Origin of the sequence: Alteromonas aestuariivivens (assembly GCF_003367475.1) — a bacterium.
Taxonomy (GTDB): domain Bacteria; phylum Pseudomonadota; class Gammaproteobacteria; order Enterobacterales; family Alteromonadaceae; genus Alteromonas; species Alteromonas aestuariivivens.
Genome location: NZ_QRHA01000012.1, coordinates 1 through 16874 on the forward strand (window position 1 = coordinate 1; position 16874 = coordinate 16874).

A 16874-nucleotide genomic window follows, 5' to 3' on the forward strand; every position below is an offset into this window, starting at 1 on the left:
ATTATATTCATGGCTATTACAGCCGACTGAGACCGCATTCATACAACGGTGGTTTAACACCGAATGAATCGGAGAAACGTTACTGGAATAGCTACAACGATGTGGCCAAAATTACTTGACCACTACAAAGCACTGATGCCGTCGTAGGCAAAATCCAGAAGGTAGTTGTGCTTTTCAAGATACGCGGCAATATTCTCACAAATGTCGCGGTTATCTTCGACAATCAAGGCCCAGATTGGCGCTTCCCTCAGTTCTTTTGCCAACGGCTGATCTCCCTTATCAGGCTCCTGCCTATCATGCATGTTTGTGATCACCAGGCATAGTCCAATCGCAATCCAATCAATGGTTCGGCTTCGCTATCGTCAACCACTTCAACGCCCCGGCGGTAGTCAAATTCGGTGTCGTCGCTAGACGATGCCTCCGTTACGTTGATGACATCGAGAAAGGCGGTGACGTCGACAGGGCCAAACGCACGCCGATAGTCAACGCGAAGGTTCAACAGGCTGTAACTGCTTTTGCGACCGACATTTCGTGCTGTGATCTCCTTGGAGTACCGCAGAGGCTGATTTGGCCCCAACACGTCTGAATGAATAACAAATTCTTCATCTGGCCGACCGGACAAAAACTTATAGCGACCAGCAACCTTCCAGTGGTCGTTGATCTCCCAGGTCAGGCCAAGGGTTGCGACGTGTTCGCGGCTGAAGTCAGCGGCTACCTCGCCGCGACCGTCTTTCCGATCTATGACAATGTCGTTATACGAGTAGGTTGCAGTTGCGTAAATGCCTTCGCGGATCGTGCCGTTGACTACAATATCGATGCCGTAAGATGTGCCGTCACCCATGTTGGCAAAGGTTCCGCTTACCCTGTCGAGGTCTACTACCAGGTTGTCCAGATTTTGAAAATAGGCTTCAGTTAACAAAGACCAGTTATTGGTTAAAACATATTCAAAGCCGACACTGCTGTGGGTAATTTTTTCGGTTTTAAGCTCGTTCGCCTCGTTAGCGGCAAGATCAAGATATCGTGGAGACTGGTGGAAAAGCCCTGCGGTAAAAAAATACCGCACTTCATTACCAGGCCGCCAATTGACGCTGAACCTGGGCGAGGCAATGTTTTCGTCTGCAAACCCGTCTCTCTCAAGGCGCAGGCCTGTGCGAATATCCCAGTCTCCGAGTTCAAAAACCTGATCGACGTAACCAGCATAGCTTATTTCCTTCTGGTTGAGTGACGCGTTGGTGTCTTGTGGAGTCAGTACAATGAACCGCTGGTCGGGGTTGGGTCTGTAGTCGTCTTCGTCATAGACGTATCGGTTCCAGTCGCCGTCCAGAGCGGTAAAGTACTCCAATTCAATTTGCGTTGCCTGAATACCTGCACTGAATACGCCCCATCGGTTCAGCGTCTCGAAGTCACTTCGCCAGCCGAATTCTTTCTCACCCTCACCGATGGTAATGATGTTTTCCCGCACCGGGAAACTGGACGCCGGAGATCCTGGAGGGACAAGATCGGGAAAAGCTTCGCCTTCAGAGCTGAGCTTGTCGCTATTGCGGTAGTAAACCTTGTTGGTCCAGACCGCAGTATCACCAATTAAAGATCGCAAAGTCAGACCGTATAAATCACTGTCCTGTTCGAAATCCAGCAGCGCGGCATCTTCGAAATTGGGTGAAGCAAAAACGTGAGTCACGCCACGGGTATAGTCTTCGTGTGTATCCAGCAGCAAAATTTCGAATGTGTGGTTCTGGTTGACGGGTATCACCGATTTTACGATCACGTCTCTTAACACGGGCTCACCAATGTCGAGTTCTTCAATTGTTTCAAATAATGCACCAAAATCCAGGCGTCGGGCAGACACGAGTACCGTGGAGTCTTCCGTGATACCGGCAGGGCCGTCGTAACCTACTTCATAGCCCGCAAGGTCAAGGCGCAGACTTGCTGAAGGGCCTGGATTGCCTCCGGCCACTTCCAGTTTAAGCAGTGATGCCGTGCGGCCGCCATATGCCGGCCCCCATCCTCCTGGTGAGAATTCTGCCCCACTGATGACATTGGGTGCGAAAATCGAGAAGCGGCCGCCGCCACCAACATCTTCCTCTTCACCCAGAGTTGCATCAAAGTGCACAGCCTTATCGAACGGAAAGTCATCCACGAACAACAAATTATCTCGTGGGCCACGACCGCGTACGCTGAAGCTTGCAAATTCACCGGTGGACGCGAGGCCGGGTAAACCATCCAGCGACAGCAGCGGATCAGCACCGCCGCCAACGGCACTTCGCAATTCTTCTCTATTGATATAGGTACTGGACGCTGATGCAAATACATCCGCCTGCCGCGCACGAACTACCACCCTTTCGATTGATGCTTCTCTGAGCAGTTCGAATTCAATTTGTATATTTTTGCGTGTTATCACTCGTAAGCTTGGTTCATAAGAGGATGCGAACCCGTTTTTGGCTGCATTTACTGAATACAGGCCAGGATCAAGTTGCTCAACGATGGCGCGACCCTTTAAATCGGTTTCTACGCTTCGGGTAGAATGGGTTTCCCGCTCCGTAATTGTGATCAGCGCAGATGAAATTGCTCGGTCAGTTACCTGGTCTTTTACAAGTATCGTTATTCCACCGGGTGCTTCTGCAGCGCGGGCTGGCAACCAAAAACCAATCAGCAGCACTGCCACAGTAATCCACGATACTTTCGTTTTGTTGTTCAACAGACTGCTCATAATGCTCCTCCCTCATCGAATTCACCGAATTAAATTGATCCAACACAGCAATATTAGCAGCGTTAATGTCGCTAAAACGTCGCTGAAATATGAAGGTTGAGTAAGTTGTTTGGTAGGACCGGGGGAGTGGGCCTTAATAAGCATGGAGCGGTTCATCAAACAGCACATTTTAATTTTTATCTCAGGCCGTTCGAACAGAGGCTGATACACCAGATGAACATCCTCAGTATCTTCTGCCATTGCTAATGGGGTGGTGGTAAGTCTATTCGGTCAATGTATTGACCCGGGGCCTGAGTTGGTTGGCACTGCAGTCAAGTCGCACCACTGATTTTACGGCACCATACTAGAGGTGTTTCTGCCAAACCATTCCGCCGCTTTGCGCTAGTCGGGCTGGGCGAACGTGCGCTCCCCGTGAGAAGAGCACGCGGGGGCGCGAGGGTGAGTCACTTATGCCTGGCATGGTGTAACGACAGCCGGGTAGGGGGAAATATTAGGGGTATGGTGCGTAAATGCCTCTTCTTTCAGATGTTGCCGGCACCCATTTTCTCAGGTAATTTGCCATTCGCTGTTTAAGAATCAGAGATAGAAGTAGTCGTAATGGGAAAATTTTGCAGTTTGGAGAAGTGTCGTTTCCCCCTGTGATTTTTTCTTTTTTTGTCAAAAGTTCGATTTTTGCGCATATCCTTCTAGAATCAGAGTGTAGGGTGGTTTGCTTCCCGCCCGCTCCTGTGTGTTCTGAATACACAGGCCTGTTGAGGGATTAACTTTCACTTTCTTCATACTGCCAGATTTTTCATTTCGAGTAAGAAATCAGTGCTACGACAGAACCAAGGATGGTGCGAATAGGGCTTTATGCCCATGGGCTCATAGTCTTTTTGTTTGATAAAGGCGATGTGCGCTGAGCGTTTGGTCAAAATTGGCCAGGCAGAGTAACCACCCGGGTAATGTCCTGTTCACAAGGCCGTGAATTTCCGTTTGATGCATTAAGGATACTTGCGGGATATTGGTTTAAACCCGGGAGAGATTGCTTGAATCTGCTGTTCCTTTTTGCGCTGACCAGTGACCGTTCTGGCCACATCTTCCTGTAAATCGATAACTGCTGCTTTGGTACATCATTCATCTATCGACAAGGTTCACGTAACATGAGAATTTCACACTCCCATAAATTCATATTTTTCGCGACTCCCCGAACTGGCAGTACTACAGTAAGAAACGTTTTGGACAGGTATTCAGATATTTCAAGCGTTCACGTTTCTGAAATAACAAAAGATTTTCCGTTTTATCATCATATCTCCGCACTCGAGCTAAAACGTATTTTTGAACAGCGCGGATGGGACTGGGACAGCTACCATAAATTCTGCTTTGTGCGGAATCCATACGACAGAGTGGTTTCCCTTTACCATCATTATCTAAAAATTCGGGGGGAAGTTAGTGGTCACGATCTCAGGAATATATTGAGAAAATTCAAAAATGCGGTAACAAGCCCATTATCCTTCAAAGATTACGTTATGACGCTTGACCCCAAGGATAGATTGCCAACCTCGCTGGAAGCGTTTTTGTGCGATGAAAAGGGAAATTTTCTCGTCGATGATATTCTGATGTATGAAAATTTAAAGACGGAATTACCCAATTTCCTGAAAAAGTTGAATATATCCATTTCAGAGGACGATATTCCACACCTTAATGCTTCAGCAAATCGAAATAAGTACAGAAAGTACTGTGACGACGAACTAAAGGACAAAATAGAGCATTTGTATCCGTATGAATTCAACCGCTTTGGTTATTCGTTCTAGCGGCGGGCGTTTAAATTCAGGGGGCACCTGCATGGTATATCATGCAGGTGTTTTTGAGCCCTTTTCAGCCAGGCCCGAACTGTCTTTGTATTGTGATACAAAGACAGGCTACCCGTTGAGTTGCGGTGATTGCAGCTTATCTGCCACGGTTATATTGAGTGATTTGAACTCTTCGATGATATACAACAGCAAGGAGTACAAAAATACTGCAACCCCGAGCATTTCCAGTAATTCTTCACATGTGTAGAACAGTGAATACAGCAGATTGTCTTTGCCCATTGAGTCATGCTGTTTCCCCCCGAGCAACTCGAAACCCAAAGCACCTGATACGAATATAAAGCCCGAGAAAATGAAAAGGCCCATGATCTTGCGTGGTAGGTTCAGAAGGAATTTTGAATAGGTAAATACAAAAATTAACAGCAGTAGAGCATAAGGAACGACCCACGTGTAGTACAGTATCCCTTTGGGTTCGAAATACATTCTGGCCAGCCCGGTAAACCGCTCATGGATACTGTAGATTTCGTCAATGGATAAGTACAGAAAGATCAATGAAAGTCCAAGCCAGGGCAAGTACGCAGCATTTGACTTTTTACTGCCCACTGTAATGAAACAGAGCACGATGCTGCACACTATCAGCATGAACGAAGAAAAGAGAGTGGGGACGTTGGATTCGGTATTGAAATTGAACAGCTTAACCAGATGGTCCAAAGCGCCAATATGTAACATGTGCTCGATAACGATACCCGCGATATTCGCCAACAAAAGTAGCCCGATTATGGTGATGTGTAGTTTGAATATTTTTATTGGGGGGAATGTAAAAATCATTGTTTGCCTCTTAATTCTATCCGTTTTACTAAGATTTTTATGATTTTTTTGAGCTGTTTAACTGATGTTGAATACGCTCTCTGCTTACATGACTTCAATAATTCTTAACTTACAGAACTGCCTGCTCAGATGCTTTTTGAACGCAACCGACTGAGCTTCTGAAGGTGTTTTGGATTGCAAGGATTTAAGCGCCTCCAACCCCAATGTCCTTCAAGGTGAGAAACCCAATAATTCCAGTTACCTAAGATAAATATGACAGTTTTGTGACGGCTTTACTATATAAAAAATGCACTTACCGACTGCGGTAAGTGCTGGACATAGACTGACTGGAAAAAATTGAACAGGCAGGGCCGCACAACGCGGCCCGATTCATCAGCGGACGGGAAGATGGGGAATGACAAACTTACCTGTGCTGCCAGGTTGAGGAACAACCCCACAACGGTGGCAAGTATTTGCCATTCGATGGTAGGTAGTGGTTTTGCGCATTTGAAAACGGACCACTACTGCAAATTTATCGATAGCTTACCCGAAACAACAGGCTGTACAAAACAGGTACTGCAAACAGAGTCAGCAGGGTGGCAAATGCCAGGCCGCCCATGATGGTAACTGCCATGTCGGCAAAGAATGCGTCGAAAAGCAGCGGGGCCATCCCAAGGATCGTGGTAACGGCGGCAAGGCCTACCGGACGTACCCGGCTTAATGTCGCAGTTACAATCGCCAGTTTTGCCGGAGAGCCTTCTTCTATCTGCAAGTCTATTTCTTCAATAAGTACAATGGCGTTTTTGATCAGCATTCCAAACAAACTCAGGAAGCCCAACAGCGACATAAATCCGAAAGGCATGTCTGTAGCCAGCAGGCCTGAAACTACGCCCACCACAGCCATCGGAACCACCAGCCAGATAATTAGCGGCTGACGAGCCCGCCCGAACAGCAATACTGAAATAATGAACATGACCAGAAATCCTGCCGGTAGTCCTGCACCCAGGGCCTGTTGCGCTTCTGTCGAGCTTTCCAGTTCTCCGCCCCAGCTCAGAGAGTAGCCATCAGGCAGGGAAATGTCTTCCAATACCGGGCGAATACGCGCCAAAGCCTGACCTGCGGTTTCCGTTAAACCAGGCTCGGCCATAACAGTGATGGTTCGAACTCGGTTCAACCTGTGAATGCGTAATTCTTCAGACTGCAGTGCCAGGCCCTGAGATATCTGTGCAAACGGCACATACTGGCGTTGTTGAGAGCTCCAAACCTGACTGTCCCGAATTGCCTGGATTGCCGATTGTTCAGGCTGCGCCATACGGGCCAGAATGGGGTAGGCGTAATCGCCATCCTGTACGCTCCCCAACAGGAGACCACTGCTGGCATACTGTATGGTTTGGCTGAAATCAGCATGAGATACGCCTGCTATACCGGCATTAAAGTCGTCATACTGCGTATTGAGTGCAAGCCCCTTCTCCCGCCAGTTATGGCGAATGTCTTTTATCTGTCCATCCTGATGCATCAGCGTTATTGCTTCTGATGCCAGTTCCCGCAACTTTTCAGCATCAGGGCCGGAAAAACGTGCTTCCAGTTTAGCCCCGTTACTTGGGCCGAACTGCAAGCGTTCAATGTAAAAGCTGCCATCCGGATCAAGTGCCGGCATGCTGCTTTCCAACTCCTTTGCCAATTCCGGGATTTGCGATTTATCGTTTACCCTGACCATAAAAAACACATAGTTTTCGTTGTGACTTTTGGGTCCATAGGTCAGGGTGAAGCGTTCTGCTCCCTGTCCGATTACTGTAGTAACTGCTGAGACCTGCTGGTGTTCCATAAGCAGGAGCTCTGAATGCTTGGCAAATGATTCAGTCGCGCGAATATCGCGATCTTGTGGCCCCCAGTAGTGAACGAAGAAGATAGGGGCGTTGGATGGGGGGAAAAACCCCTGTTTAACTTTGCCAAAACTCCCATAGGCAACCAGGGTAATGGTGGCCAGAACAGCAATGGTCATCCATCTCAGCTTTAGAGTTTTTGTCAGCAGTTGAGTAAACAACATCTCCATTCGGGTTTGCCCGTGTTGTTGGTCGCTCAATTTCCCCTGCTGATAAAAGTACTTCCCGAGCACCGGAACCAGGGTTACTGCCAGAACCCAGCTGAGCATCAGTGATACAAGCACAACTGCAAACAGCGAGTAGAGAAATTCTCCGGTGGAGTCATCCGAGAGCCCAATGCCGGAAAAGGCGGCAATGCCGATTACCGTTGCACCGAGTAATGGCCACTGAGTGCGTTTAACAATGAAGCTCGCGGCCTGTTTGGCAGAGTTACCTCTGGACATCTGTAACATCATGCCTTCAGCAACCACAATTGCGTTGTCAACCAGCATACCCATAGCAATGACCATGGCACCCAGAGAGATACGCTGCAATTGTATGTTCATCAGCCACATGAGCAAAATGGTACCCATCACTGTGACGAGTAGCACGGCACCAACGACCACGCCGGAACGCCAGCCCATAAACAGGCACAGTGTTAACGTGACCACCAGAACAGACATCACCAGATTGAGCACAAATCCGTCGACAGACTCATCCACTACCTGGGCCTGATCATAGATTGGCGTCAGGGTGATCCCCATTGGTAACTGCTGTAACAGTTTTTCGGTTTTGGTGCTGACCATCTGGCCGACTTCCACAATGTTGACGTCCGGGAGAGCGGAAACCGCAATTGTAAGAGCAGGGTGGCCGTTGTAGCGAATAAGAACCGGTTGTATGTCAGCTGGCTCCAATTTCAGGGTAGCGACATCGGCGACGCGCAGTGAGCGGTTGGTACCTGGCACCACCATTGAGAGATTGGCAATTTCGTCGAGTTTGTCAGGAGACCGTTCCACGATTAATCGCAGACTTTTGTCGTCAATGCGAATGCGGCCTCCGTTAAAAGGGCGCAAATTGTCCCGGAACAGTTGAGTCAGCTCGGGAAATGAAAGGCCAAGCCCGGCAAGTTGATAAGGGTCAATATAGGCTACAATCTGCTCTTTCCGAACACCACTCACGCTGACTTTTGCAACCCCCTCGGTGGTGAGCAGATCCCGGCGGATCACGCGGGCAAACTCACGCAACTCGCGGGGGCTGAAATCCGGTGCGCTCAGGGCGTAATAGAGTCCGAAAACGTCGCCAAAGTCATCGTATACTTTGGGTTCGTTGGCTCCCATGGGCAGGGAGCTACTGGCGTCGCGAAGCCGTTTTCTCAGTTCATCCCAAACCTGGGGCAGGTCACTGGAGTCATAGTGGCTTTTCATTTCCACAGTAATTTCAGAGCGCCCTGGTGCGGAGACTGAACTCAGTTCTTTCAGTTGGGCCATTTGTTGAATGGCTATCTCCAGTGGTTCGGTAATTTCCTGTTCTACTTTTTCGGCACTGGCACCGGGAAAGGCGGTAATTACCCGGACTTTTTTGATTGTAAAGGCCGGGTCCTCCAGGCGTCCGATGTTGCTCAGGGCAATTACACCTCCAAGCAACATAATGATGACCATCAGGCAGATATTGGCGGGCCGCTTAATGGAATAACCTGCAATGTCCATCTCAGCGCTCCATTTCAAATGGCTTGACCTGAAGCCCCTCACGCATCAGGGATGCACCGGCGGCCACAATGCGATCACCCGCATTGAGTTCACTGAGAAGCACCACCAGGTTTTCTTCTACATGCACCACATTAACGTCAACCGCCTGAACCACACCTTTTGCAGGCTGATATTTCCACACTTTAAAGCCGGCCTGCTTGTCGCCAACCAGGGCAGTGATTGGTACAACCAATCCTTCGGTGTAGGGTGTTCCTGCAAGATTCACCCTCACAATTGCCCGGGCTCCAGGGGTGACACGCAACTGTGCATTTGGTTGCATGGCGAAGACCACCTCGTAGGTTTGTGATATCGGGTCTGGCTGGGTGCGGTGTTCTACATATTCCACGCTGAACCAGTTGTCAGGCTGGTTGATGAGCCTTGCTTCGGCACGTGCAATACCGCGGCCAATGTTCGCAGTCAGCAGGCGCTCTGGCACATTGATATTAAAATAAACTTTTGAAAGGTCCTGCAACTGGGCGACAGGAGTGCCGGCACTGACAACGCTGTTGTTTTCTACCAGCCTGCGTGAAATTTTGGCGTTAAACGGGGCGATCAGGCGGGTGTACCCCAGATCCTGCTGGGCGTTTTTCAAATCAATTTCTGCCAGTTCAAATGCAGTTTGGGTGCTGTCCAGGACACTTTGGGAAACCAGTTGCCGGGCAAACATCCGTTCAATTCTGTCCAGCTCTCTTCTGGCCTGGTTCAATCGCGTACGCTGTTCTGCTACCCGGCGCTCAAATGGCTCAGGATCGATAGTTGCCAACAGATGCCCCTGGCGGACATCACTGCCTTCCACAATATCGGTTTGCACCAGGCGGCCCGAGACTTCAAAGCTTAAGTCTACGGTTTTCACCGCTGAAACGGCGGCTGGGAACGTAAACTCGTCCAAAGCCGGAACTTCCTGCACTTCAGTGAGTTTTACGAATTTTGGTTCCTGGACGGCGATTGGCTGGCTTGCTTTTTCTGAACAGGCGGCAAGTAACAGAGCGCAGACCGAAGCCCATCCCGCTTGTCTCAGCTTGTATTTGGATATCATGAAGCGTGTCCTTGTGTACGGTCGCAATTGAAAACGCAGCCTCATAAAAAAGTAAACTGCTTAGTGCATTTTATTGGTGGTCAATTGAAAAGTAAACTTTGGAGTGTAAAATGAATGGGAAAGACAAAGGATACGGGCGCTTATGAAACCACACCGCACGCGCAGTGATATTAAACGGGAAGCCATTATTAACGCTGCCAAGCAGGCGTTTCAGACCTATGGGGTGAACGGCACTACCATGGATAAGCTTGCCCAGGTTGCGCAGGTGTCAAAGCGCACGGTGTACAATCACTTCTGCACCAAGGAAGAACTGGTGATGTATCTCATTCGTGAACTGTGGAGCAAAACCATGCTCAGTGTTGCGGCCAGTTATTCCTCAGTACAACCGCTGCAACAGCAGCTTCAGGCGTTGCTGCGTATAGAGATTGATTTATTTACCGGCGATGAATATCTGGAGTTGGCGCGGGTTGCTTTTGGGCATTTTTTTTATAAAACCGACAAACTGCGCGATGAGATTTGTCAGTTTACTGCTCAGGAAACTGTGCTGCACAAATGGCTTAAGTGTGCCCAGGACGACGGGCGTCTGGTGATGGACGATTTGCAGGCAAGTATCAAGGAATTGGGGTGTCTGGTGCGGGGGCATTGTTTCTGGCCCCAGCTGCTTAAGCTCGAACCCCCTCTTAGTGAGGAGGCGAAGCAGCGGGTTGCGGAACGCACCGCTGCATTATTTCTGAGTCATTATGCGGTGGAACGGCCCGAATAGAAGCGCTGAATAACCCCTTGCTCACACCGAATAGTTGGTGGGTATGGCCGCAAATTGATTCAGTGCGTCACCACTTAAGCGGTAACCAATCCATTCATCTTTGGGCTTGGCTCCCAGGGACTGGTAAAATTCAATTGCCGGGGTATTCCAGTCGAGAACGCTCCACTCAAACCGACCACAGTTGTGTTCAACCGCATGGTTGGCAAGGTAGTGCAACAGGGCCTTGCCTGCGCCTTTTCCACGATGCTGCTGTGAAACGTACAGATCTTCCAGATACACGCCATTTCTACCCTGCCAGGTGGAATAGTTGTAAAAGTAAACGGCAAAGCCAATGGCCTGCCCGCTTTCTTCACAAATCACACAGTGAGCAGTTGCATTGGGGGCAAATAAGGAAGCTTTGATGTCCTCTACGGTCGCTTCTACCTCGTGGCGGGCTTTCTCGTATATTGCCAGTTCCAGTATGAAGTCGAGAATTTGGCCAGCGTCCTCGGGTGTGGCCGGACGGATATGTAGCATAGGCATGTTCCGCTGATAGCATGAAAACCCGCAGTATAAACAAGATTCCGGAGTGGGCCAACGACAGTCGCGTCGCAGTGGTGGGGCGAGGGGCTGTCACGCCCCTCACTTTCAGATTATTGTTCTGAAACAGGCTGACTGGTGACGGTAGCCTTGTTCCTGCTGGCAAAAACGTGGGTTTTAATCCAGCGGAAAGGAGTTCCCAAATCAATCAGTATCAAGTACAGGCAGGGTACCAGCACGAGCGTTACCAGGGTGGCATACAGAACCGCAAAGCCCAGCGCAACGGCCATTGGAATTACAAAAGCAGCCTGCAGACTGGTTTCGAACATGATCGGTAGTACACCGGCAAAAGTGGTGATTGACGTCAGCGTGATGGCGCGGAAACGGGCACAGCCAGCCTCGGATACGGCATCCCGGATACTGTAGCCCTGAGCGCGGCGCTGGTTGACAAAGTCGGTCATTACCAGTGAGTCATTGATAACAACCCCCGCTGCCGCTATCAAACCAAAGGTTGACATCATGCTCATGTCGAGGCCCATGAAAAAGTGGCCCCAAATGGCCCCGGTGAGACTAAAGGGGATCACTGACATGATAATGATAGGCTGACCGTAACTTTTCAGTGGAACGGCCAGTAAAATGTACACCAGAATCATTGCCGCCATAAAGAACAGCATTTGCTCATTCTGTTGTGCCTGCTGTTCTTCGATGTCACCGCCCAGTTCAGTCATTACAGAAGGGTAGGCCTCTTTAAGTTGAGGGAGCAGTTTTTCATCAATCTGGCTGACCACTTCGTTAGGCTCGACTGTTTCTTCATCGATGTTACCCCAAACATACACGCTGCGGTATCCGCCTTCGCGGCGGATAAAACTTATGCCTGGCTTTTCAACCAGTTGGACCACATCACCCAGCATTACTTCCTGGCCGTCCGGTGTGGTAATCACTGTGTACTTGAGGTCGGCAAACCGCTCGCGGGTGAGGTCCGGGTAGCGCACCATAACCCGGACTTCTTCACCGTCACGGATCACACGCTGGGCTTCTCCACCGTAGAAACTGGCGCCAACCTGGCGACCAACGTCCGCGAGGTTTAAACCCAGATCATAGGCCACCGGACGCAGTGTCAACTGAACTTCCTTGCTGGCCGGGTCAATAGTTGAGCTGACATCAAACAGGCCGGGCTGTTGTTGCAGCATTTCAATGAATTTAAGCCCTGCAGCATTGAGGGTGTCGATGTCGGGGCCGAACAGCAGGTAGCCGAACTCGCCATCATCACGCTGACCATTAACATCGTCCTGGACGGTAATGGATTTCATTCCCGGGATTTCTGGAATGGCCTCACGCCAGCGCCGTGCAAGTTCAAAAGTGTTGTAGGGGCGTTCATCTTCGTGCACCAGTGGCACCACTATGCGCCCGCGGGTGCGGTCCTCATTGAAGGCCAGTACATCTCTGATCATGCCCTGACCTTCTTCCGTTTTCGTAGCTTCATCGATTTTCATAATAGTGCTTTCGATGACTTGAAGCGCAGTGATGACGGCAGTGTCGGACGCATTTTCGTTCATTTCGATGTTCACGCTGGGAAAATCGTGTGGCACCTTGGGGTTGGGAACAACGCGCACCTGGTTGGCGTTGATGAGTCCGAAGCTGAGCATCAGCAGGGCAACGAATATCATCAAAACGGCCCAGCGCCATACAAGGGCAGTCTGTACCAGATTGCGATAGGGGCCGTTTACGAAACCATAGAAACGCTTGTTAAATCTGTTCCGCCAACTGTTTTCCTTCACCGGAGCAAAGTGGGTATGAGCAATGTGGGCTGGGAGTATCAGCTTTGACTCAATCAGGCTGAACGCAAGGCAAAGAATCACAACCACGGCAATGTTGTAGAAAAAAGAGCCATCCGGGCCACTGCTGAGTGTAAAGGGTGCGAATACAGCTATGGTGGTCAATACCCCAAATGTTGCCGGTGTGGCAACCCGTTTGGCACCAATAATGACGTTATCAATGCCTCCGCCTTTGCTTTCAATTTCGGCATAGGCACTTTCGCCGATAACGATGGCGTCGTCTACCACGATACCGAGAACCATGATGAACGCAAACAGGGAGAGGATGTTAATACTGATGCCAAATATGGGCATCATCATCACTGCGCCCAAAAAGCAGATGGGCAGCCCCAGCATTACCCAGAACGCCAGCCGGAAGCGAAGGAACAGACTGAGCATCAGCGCAACCAGAATGGCGCCTTGCAGCAGGTTTTTCAGCATCATGTCGAGACGGGCATTGAGGTAGTAAGTCATGTCCACCAGAATTTTCAGCTCAACTCCAGCCGGGAGTGTCTGGTTGCGCTGGTCGATATACGCCTTTACCGTTTCTGCAACCGGTATCATGTTCTGGGATTTGGTGGCTTTGACGGAGATATAGATGGCGTTTTTGCCATTGTACTTGAAATAGCGCTCGCCTTCGGTAAAGCCGTCTTTGATGGTTGCCACGTCTGACAATAGTACCCGGGCTCCCGATTCACCAAACTTGATGGGAATGGCGGCAAACTCTTCACCAGAGTAATACTGATTTTCAACCCGCACCGAAATGATCCCGGCTTCCGTACGCAATTGTCCGGCAGAAATATTGGCTGAGTAGTTGCGAATGGCTTTGCTGACATCATCAATACTGACATTATATTTGCGCAGCATTTCCGGATTGATTTCAATTGCAATTTCGTCGTCCGGGGCAGACATTTCAACCAGAGCGACAGTGCCCAGTTGCAACAGCTCGTCTTCCACCTGCTTGGCCAGAGGCTTTAATTCGCTAAGCGGAATGTCGCCCACCAGCGGCATCTCAATAACGTCCTGCTTGAATTCGATCTGGGATATGGTCACCGGTTCCATACCGGCAGGGAAGGTAGCGATACTGTCGACCCGAAGCTTTACTTTGTCCAGCACGTCGGTGAGCACTTCATCGGTATCGATTTCAAGAGTGACCTGACCGTTGTTGCGAAACGCACGTGACACAGTGCGCTTGATTTCGGTTACGTCCTTGAGTGATTCCTCAATTTTAACCAGTATGCTTTCTTCTATTTCCTGCGGAGAAGCGCCAGGGTACTGGGCAGAAATACGGATGTAATTGATTTCAATGTTCGGGAACATCTGGCGCTGGATAGTGAAGTAGCCGGCAATGCCCATAACGATGATAAAGATCATTAGCAGGTTGGCTGCTACAGAATTGCGGGCAAACCACGAGATGATGCCGGTATGGGTGTTGTGTTCCTGATTCATTGGGAGTTACCGCTCAGGGTGGTTGTGGCAACCAGCTCATTGCTGTTCTCAAGCACTTTTACTGCCATGCCCTGCTGTGGATATTCCGGCAAGGTCATCACAACACGGTCGCTGTTGAAGTCACCACGAATGTAGAAATATCCCCCTTCCTCACGAATAACCTGCACTTTTTGTGATACCAGTTTATCTTCGTCGTCCAGTGTCCACAGGGTTCTGCGGGTGATCAGCTCCTGGGGAACGCGATACACCTGTTCCAAGGTTTTTCCGGCAAAGGTAACTGTGGCGTAAGTGCCAAATCGGGTTGCGGGTTCACTGCTGCGCAGGCTGTATGGGTCGTTGATGCGGGCTACCAGATAAATCATGCGGGTGGCCTGGTCAACCATGCCCAGATCCCGGTGAATGGTAGCTTTACGAACGGCCTGACCATGCGCATCAAGCTGAACGTTAAGAACTTTGCCCTGAATGGATTCGGGTAAAAACGCGCTGTCGAAGCCAGCTACCGGAAACTTGATTTCGGCCATTTCTATGTTGTTCAGAACAGCCGCGCTGGTCCCCACATTGACAAAATCGCCTACGCCAATTTCACGGCTGACAACAAGTGCATCATATGGGGCAGTAACGTCACAGTTCTGCAAATCCCTTTTGGCAATACGCAACATGGCTTCGGCCGATTTCACGGCAGCCTCGGCACTGAGTACCTGAGGTTTCCTCAGATATAAATCCGTTACCCGTTCGGATGGCAGAGATGCTGCTTCACGGCGGGCGACCTGTGCTCTGGCCCGCTCTTCGATAAGTAAAGCTTGCGCATTGGATAAACTGGCTTCAGCCTGCAACAAAGCCGCTTCGTAACTGTCCTTTTCGATGGAAAATAACAACTCACCACGTTTCACCAATCCGCCGGGAACAAAGTTGGGATTCCAGCTGACAATTTCCCCGGCAACCTGGGCTGCCACTCGGGTGCTTTCTAAGGGCTGCACTTCGCCGTAGGAGGCAATTTGAACCGTAAAGTCTTCCGGTTCGAGGTGTTCTATCGTAACTGTTGGTCGTGTATCGACTTTTTCCTGAATGATATCGTCATTTGCGGAGGCTTCAATGCCTTTCATGCCCGCATAGCCCAGGCCCAGGATGGCGAAGGGTACAGCGTATTTGATCCATTTCATAACTGACACTTTTAAATTGCAGGTTGTTGAGGGTAATAATACAGGGGATTTGGGGTTTAAAACGATTCCAATTGTAACGAACTGTAATCTTTTTTTGCCATGGCATTACAGGTTCCTATTCGCTGGTAACCGCTGCGCAGGTCACTCGGTTGCGGCCATTTTGCTTGGATTTGTACAATGCTTTGTCCGCGAGGGTCAAAGCCCGCTCCAGTTCCACGTCTTTTGAGACCTCGCAAACGCCGAAGCTTGCGGTCACCTTGATGGGAAATCCATTCAGAACAATGGGCGTTTCGGCCAGAGAGGTGCGAATTTTTTCTGCCAGCGCTTCTGCATTTGATTCCGGTGTTTCCGGAGCCACTATTAAAAATTCCTCACCGCCCCAGCGGGCTACCATGTCGAGACCACGCAGACGGTTCTGGAATATCCCTGATACTCTGCGCAAAACTTCGTCGCCGTTGCTGTGGCCGTGGTTGTCATTGATGTTTTTGAAATGATCAATGTCGGCCAGGATCAGGGAGAAGGGTCTGCCGTTGCGTCTGAGACGCGCCAGCTCCTGGGTTAACTGTTGTTGGATCCCGCGACGGTTAGGAAGGCGGGTAAGGGGGTCATGCAGTGCCTGCTGCTCAAACTGTTCACTCAGTTGTTGAACCGTATCAAAGGTTTTCTGGCGACTGTATTCGTAAAAAGCAGAGAGAAAAGTGACTGTCAAAAATGACAGCAGCAATCTTATTTTAAAGTCCTGATCGTAGGACGTGAGCAACAGTGCATCATTAGGAAAAAACATCAGCAGGCTTATCATGAGGGTAAACACCCCCACGGTCATCAAACCCCGCGTGACGCCGGCATAAAACATGGCTACCGGCGGCACTACATAAATCCATAGCGGACCGGTGTTGTTCTTTCCGCCACTTACGACAAGATAAGCCATCAAACCCATCAGGCAGCCCAGCAGCAAATTAACCGCGATCAGGCGACCGACCGTGTTGTTGTAAACCAGCTGAATTTGCCGTGCCAGCACAAAAAAGATGGAAGCAATGAATAATGAACCGGCCAGAGGGTATTCCTGACCCAGCAGTGCCCGTAGTCCCAGGATGGAAGTGAGCATGATGCCTACGAGAGCAAAAAGATTAACCACCAGAATTTTTCTGTTGGTTTCCTCGTCAAAATCCGGGCTGCATCCTTGCTCAAGCAGCGAACTGATTAAAGCTGCCTTCATGATTAT

Annotated in this window: 11 protein-coding genes; 2 read left to right on the top strand and 9 right to left on the bottom strand. The window is 49.9% G+C overall.

Going from position 1 to position 16874, the window contains the following annotated elements:
- Positions 1–122: 122 nt before the first annotated feature.
- On the bottom strand, positions 123–263 hold the full coding sequence (locus tag DXV75_RS14545; RefSeq protein WP_245953246.1) for a response regulator: 141 nt from the start codon (positions 261–263) through the stop codon (positions 123–125).
- 47 nt (positions 264–310) lie between these two features.
- Positions 311–2707: a TonB-dependent receptor gene (locus DXV75_RS14550; RefSeq protein ID WP_115594162.1), complete on the bottom strand. Its 2397-nt coding sequence runs from the start codon at positions 2705–2707 to the stop codon at positions 311–313.
- A 1142-nt stretch (positions 2708–3849) separates the two neighbouring features.
- On the opposite strand from DXV75_RS14550, the gene DXV75_RS14555 reads away from it, so the two are divergent.
- On the top strand, positions 3850–4500 hold the full coding sequence (locus DXV75_RS14555) for a sulfotransferase family 2 domain-containing protein (RefSeq protein ID WP_115594163.1): 651 nt from the start codon (positions 3850–3852) through the stop codon (positions 4498–4500).
- Between the two features lie 108 nt (positions 4501–4608).
- On the opposite strand, the gene DXV75_RS14560 is transcribed toward DXV75_RS14555, so the two are convergent.
- The 3 genes from DXV75_RS14560 to DXV75_RS14570 form a co-directional block, all read right to left on the bottom strand.
- Positions 4609–5325, bottom strand: a complete 717-nt coding sequence (locus tag DXV75_RS14560; protein ID WP_115594164.1) for a hypothetical protein — start codon at positions 5323–5325, stop codon at positions 4609–4611.
- A 511-nt stretch (positions 5326–5836) separates the two neighbouring features.
- The gene (locus DXV75_RS14565; RefSeq protein WP_115594165.1) at positions 5837–8872 is read right to left on the bottom strand and encodes an efflux RND transporter permease subunit; all 3036 of its coding nucleotides are present in this window, start codon (positions 8870–8872) and stop codon (positions 5837–5839) included.
- 1 nt (position 8873) lies between these two features.
- Positions 8874–9947 (bottom strand): efflux RND transporter periplasmic adaptor subunit, encoded by a 1074-nt coding sequence (locus DXV75_RS14570; RefSeq protein ID WP_115594166.1) that lies wholly within the window; start codon positions 9945–9947, stop codon positions 8874–8876.
- A 142-nt stretch (positions 9948–10089) separates the two neighbouring features.
- Here DXV75_RS14570 and DXV75_RS14575 point away from each other — a divergent pair, with 142 nt between their 5' ends.
- Positions 10090–10710: a TetR/AcrR family transcriptional regulator gene (locus DXV75_RS14575; protein ID WP_115594167.1), complete on the top strand. Its 621-nt coding sequence runs from the start codon at positions 10090–10092 to the stop codon at positions 10708–10710.
- Between the two features lie 21 nt (positions 10711–10731).
- Here DXV75_RS14575 and DXV75_RS14580 read toward each other — a convergent pair whose 3' ends face one another.
- The 4 genes from DXV75_RS14580 to DXV75_RS14595 all read right to left on the bottom strand — a co-directional run bounded on the left by DXV75_RS14580 (position 10732) and on the right by DXV75_RS14595 (position 16868).
- On the bottom strand, positions 10732–11232 hold the full coding sequence (locus DXV75_RS14580; RefSeq protein ID WP_115594168.1) for a GNAT family N-acetyltransferase: 501 nt from the start codon (positions 11230–11232) through the stop codon (positions 10732–10734).
- A 110-nt stretch (positions 11233–11342) separates the two neighbouring features.
- Positions 11343–14492 (bottom strand): efflux RND transporter permease subunit, encoded by a 3150-nt coding sequence (locus DXV75_RS14585; RefSeq protein WP_115594169.1) that lies wholly within the window; start codon positions 14490–14492, stop codon positions 11343–11345.
- Complete coding sequence (locus DXV75_RS14590) at positions 14489–15652, bottom strand: efflux RND transporter periplasmic adaptor subunit (protein ID WP_115594170.1); 1164 nt, start codon at positions 15650–15652, stop codon at positions 14489–14491. Before DXV75_RS14590 ends, DXV75_RS14585 begins: the two co-directional genes overlap by 4 nt.
- A 115-nt stretch (positions 15653–15767) precedes the next feature.
- Complete coding sequence (locus DXV75_RS14595; protein ID WP_115594171.1) at positions 15768–16868, bottom strand: GGDEF domain-containing protein; 1101 nt, start codon at positions 16866–16868, stop codon at positions 15768–15770.
- Positions 16869–16874: the final 6 nt, after the last annotated feature.

Coding starts and splice junctions, on each gene's coding strand:
- DXV75_RS14550 (WP_115594162.1), bottom strand. CDS start 2,707: ATGAGCAGTCTGTTGAACAACAAAACGAAAGTATCGTGGATTACTGTG.
- DXV75_RS14555 (WP_115594163.1), top strand. CDS start 3,850: ATGAGAATTTCACACTCCCATAAATTCATATTTTTCGCGACTCCCCGA.
- DXV75_RS14560 (WP_115594164.1), bottom strand. CDS start 5,325: ATGATTTTTACATTCCCCCCAATAAAAATATTCAAACTACACATCACC.
- DXV75_RS14565 (WP_115594165.1), bottom strand. CDS start 8,872: ATGGACATTGCAGGTTATTCCATTAAGCGGCCCGCCAATATCTGCCTG.
- DXV75_RS14570 (WP_115594166.1), bottom strand. CDS start 9,947: ATGATATCCAAATACAAGCTGAGACAAGCGGGATGGGCTTCGGTCTGC.
- DXV75_RS14575 (WP_115594167.1), top strand. CDS start 10,090: ATGAAACCACACCGCACGCGCAGTGATATTAAACGGGAAGCCATTATT.
- DXV75_RS14580 (WP_115594168.1), bottom strand. CDS start 11,232: ATGCCTATGCTACATATCCGTCCGGCCACACCCGAGGACGCTGGCCAA.
- DXV75_RS14585 (WP_115594169.1), bottom strand. CDS start 14,492: ATGAATCAGGAACACAACACCCATACCGGCATCATCTCGTGGTTTGCC.
- DXV75_RS14590 (WP_115594170.1), bottom strand. CDS start 15,652: ATGAAATGGATCAAATACGCTGTACCCTTCGCCATCCTGGGCCTGGGC.
- DXV75_RS14595 (WP_115594171.1), bottom strand. CDS start 16,868: ATGAAGGCAGCTTTAATCAGTTCGCTGCTTGAGCAAGGATGCAGCCCG.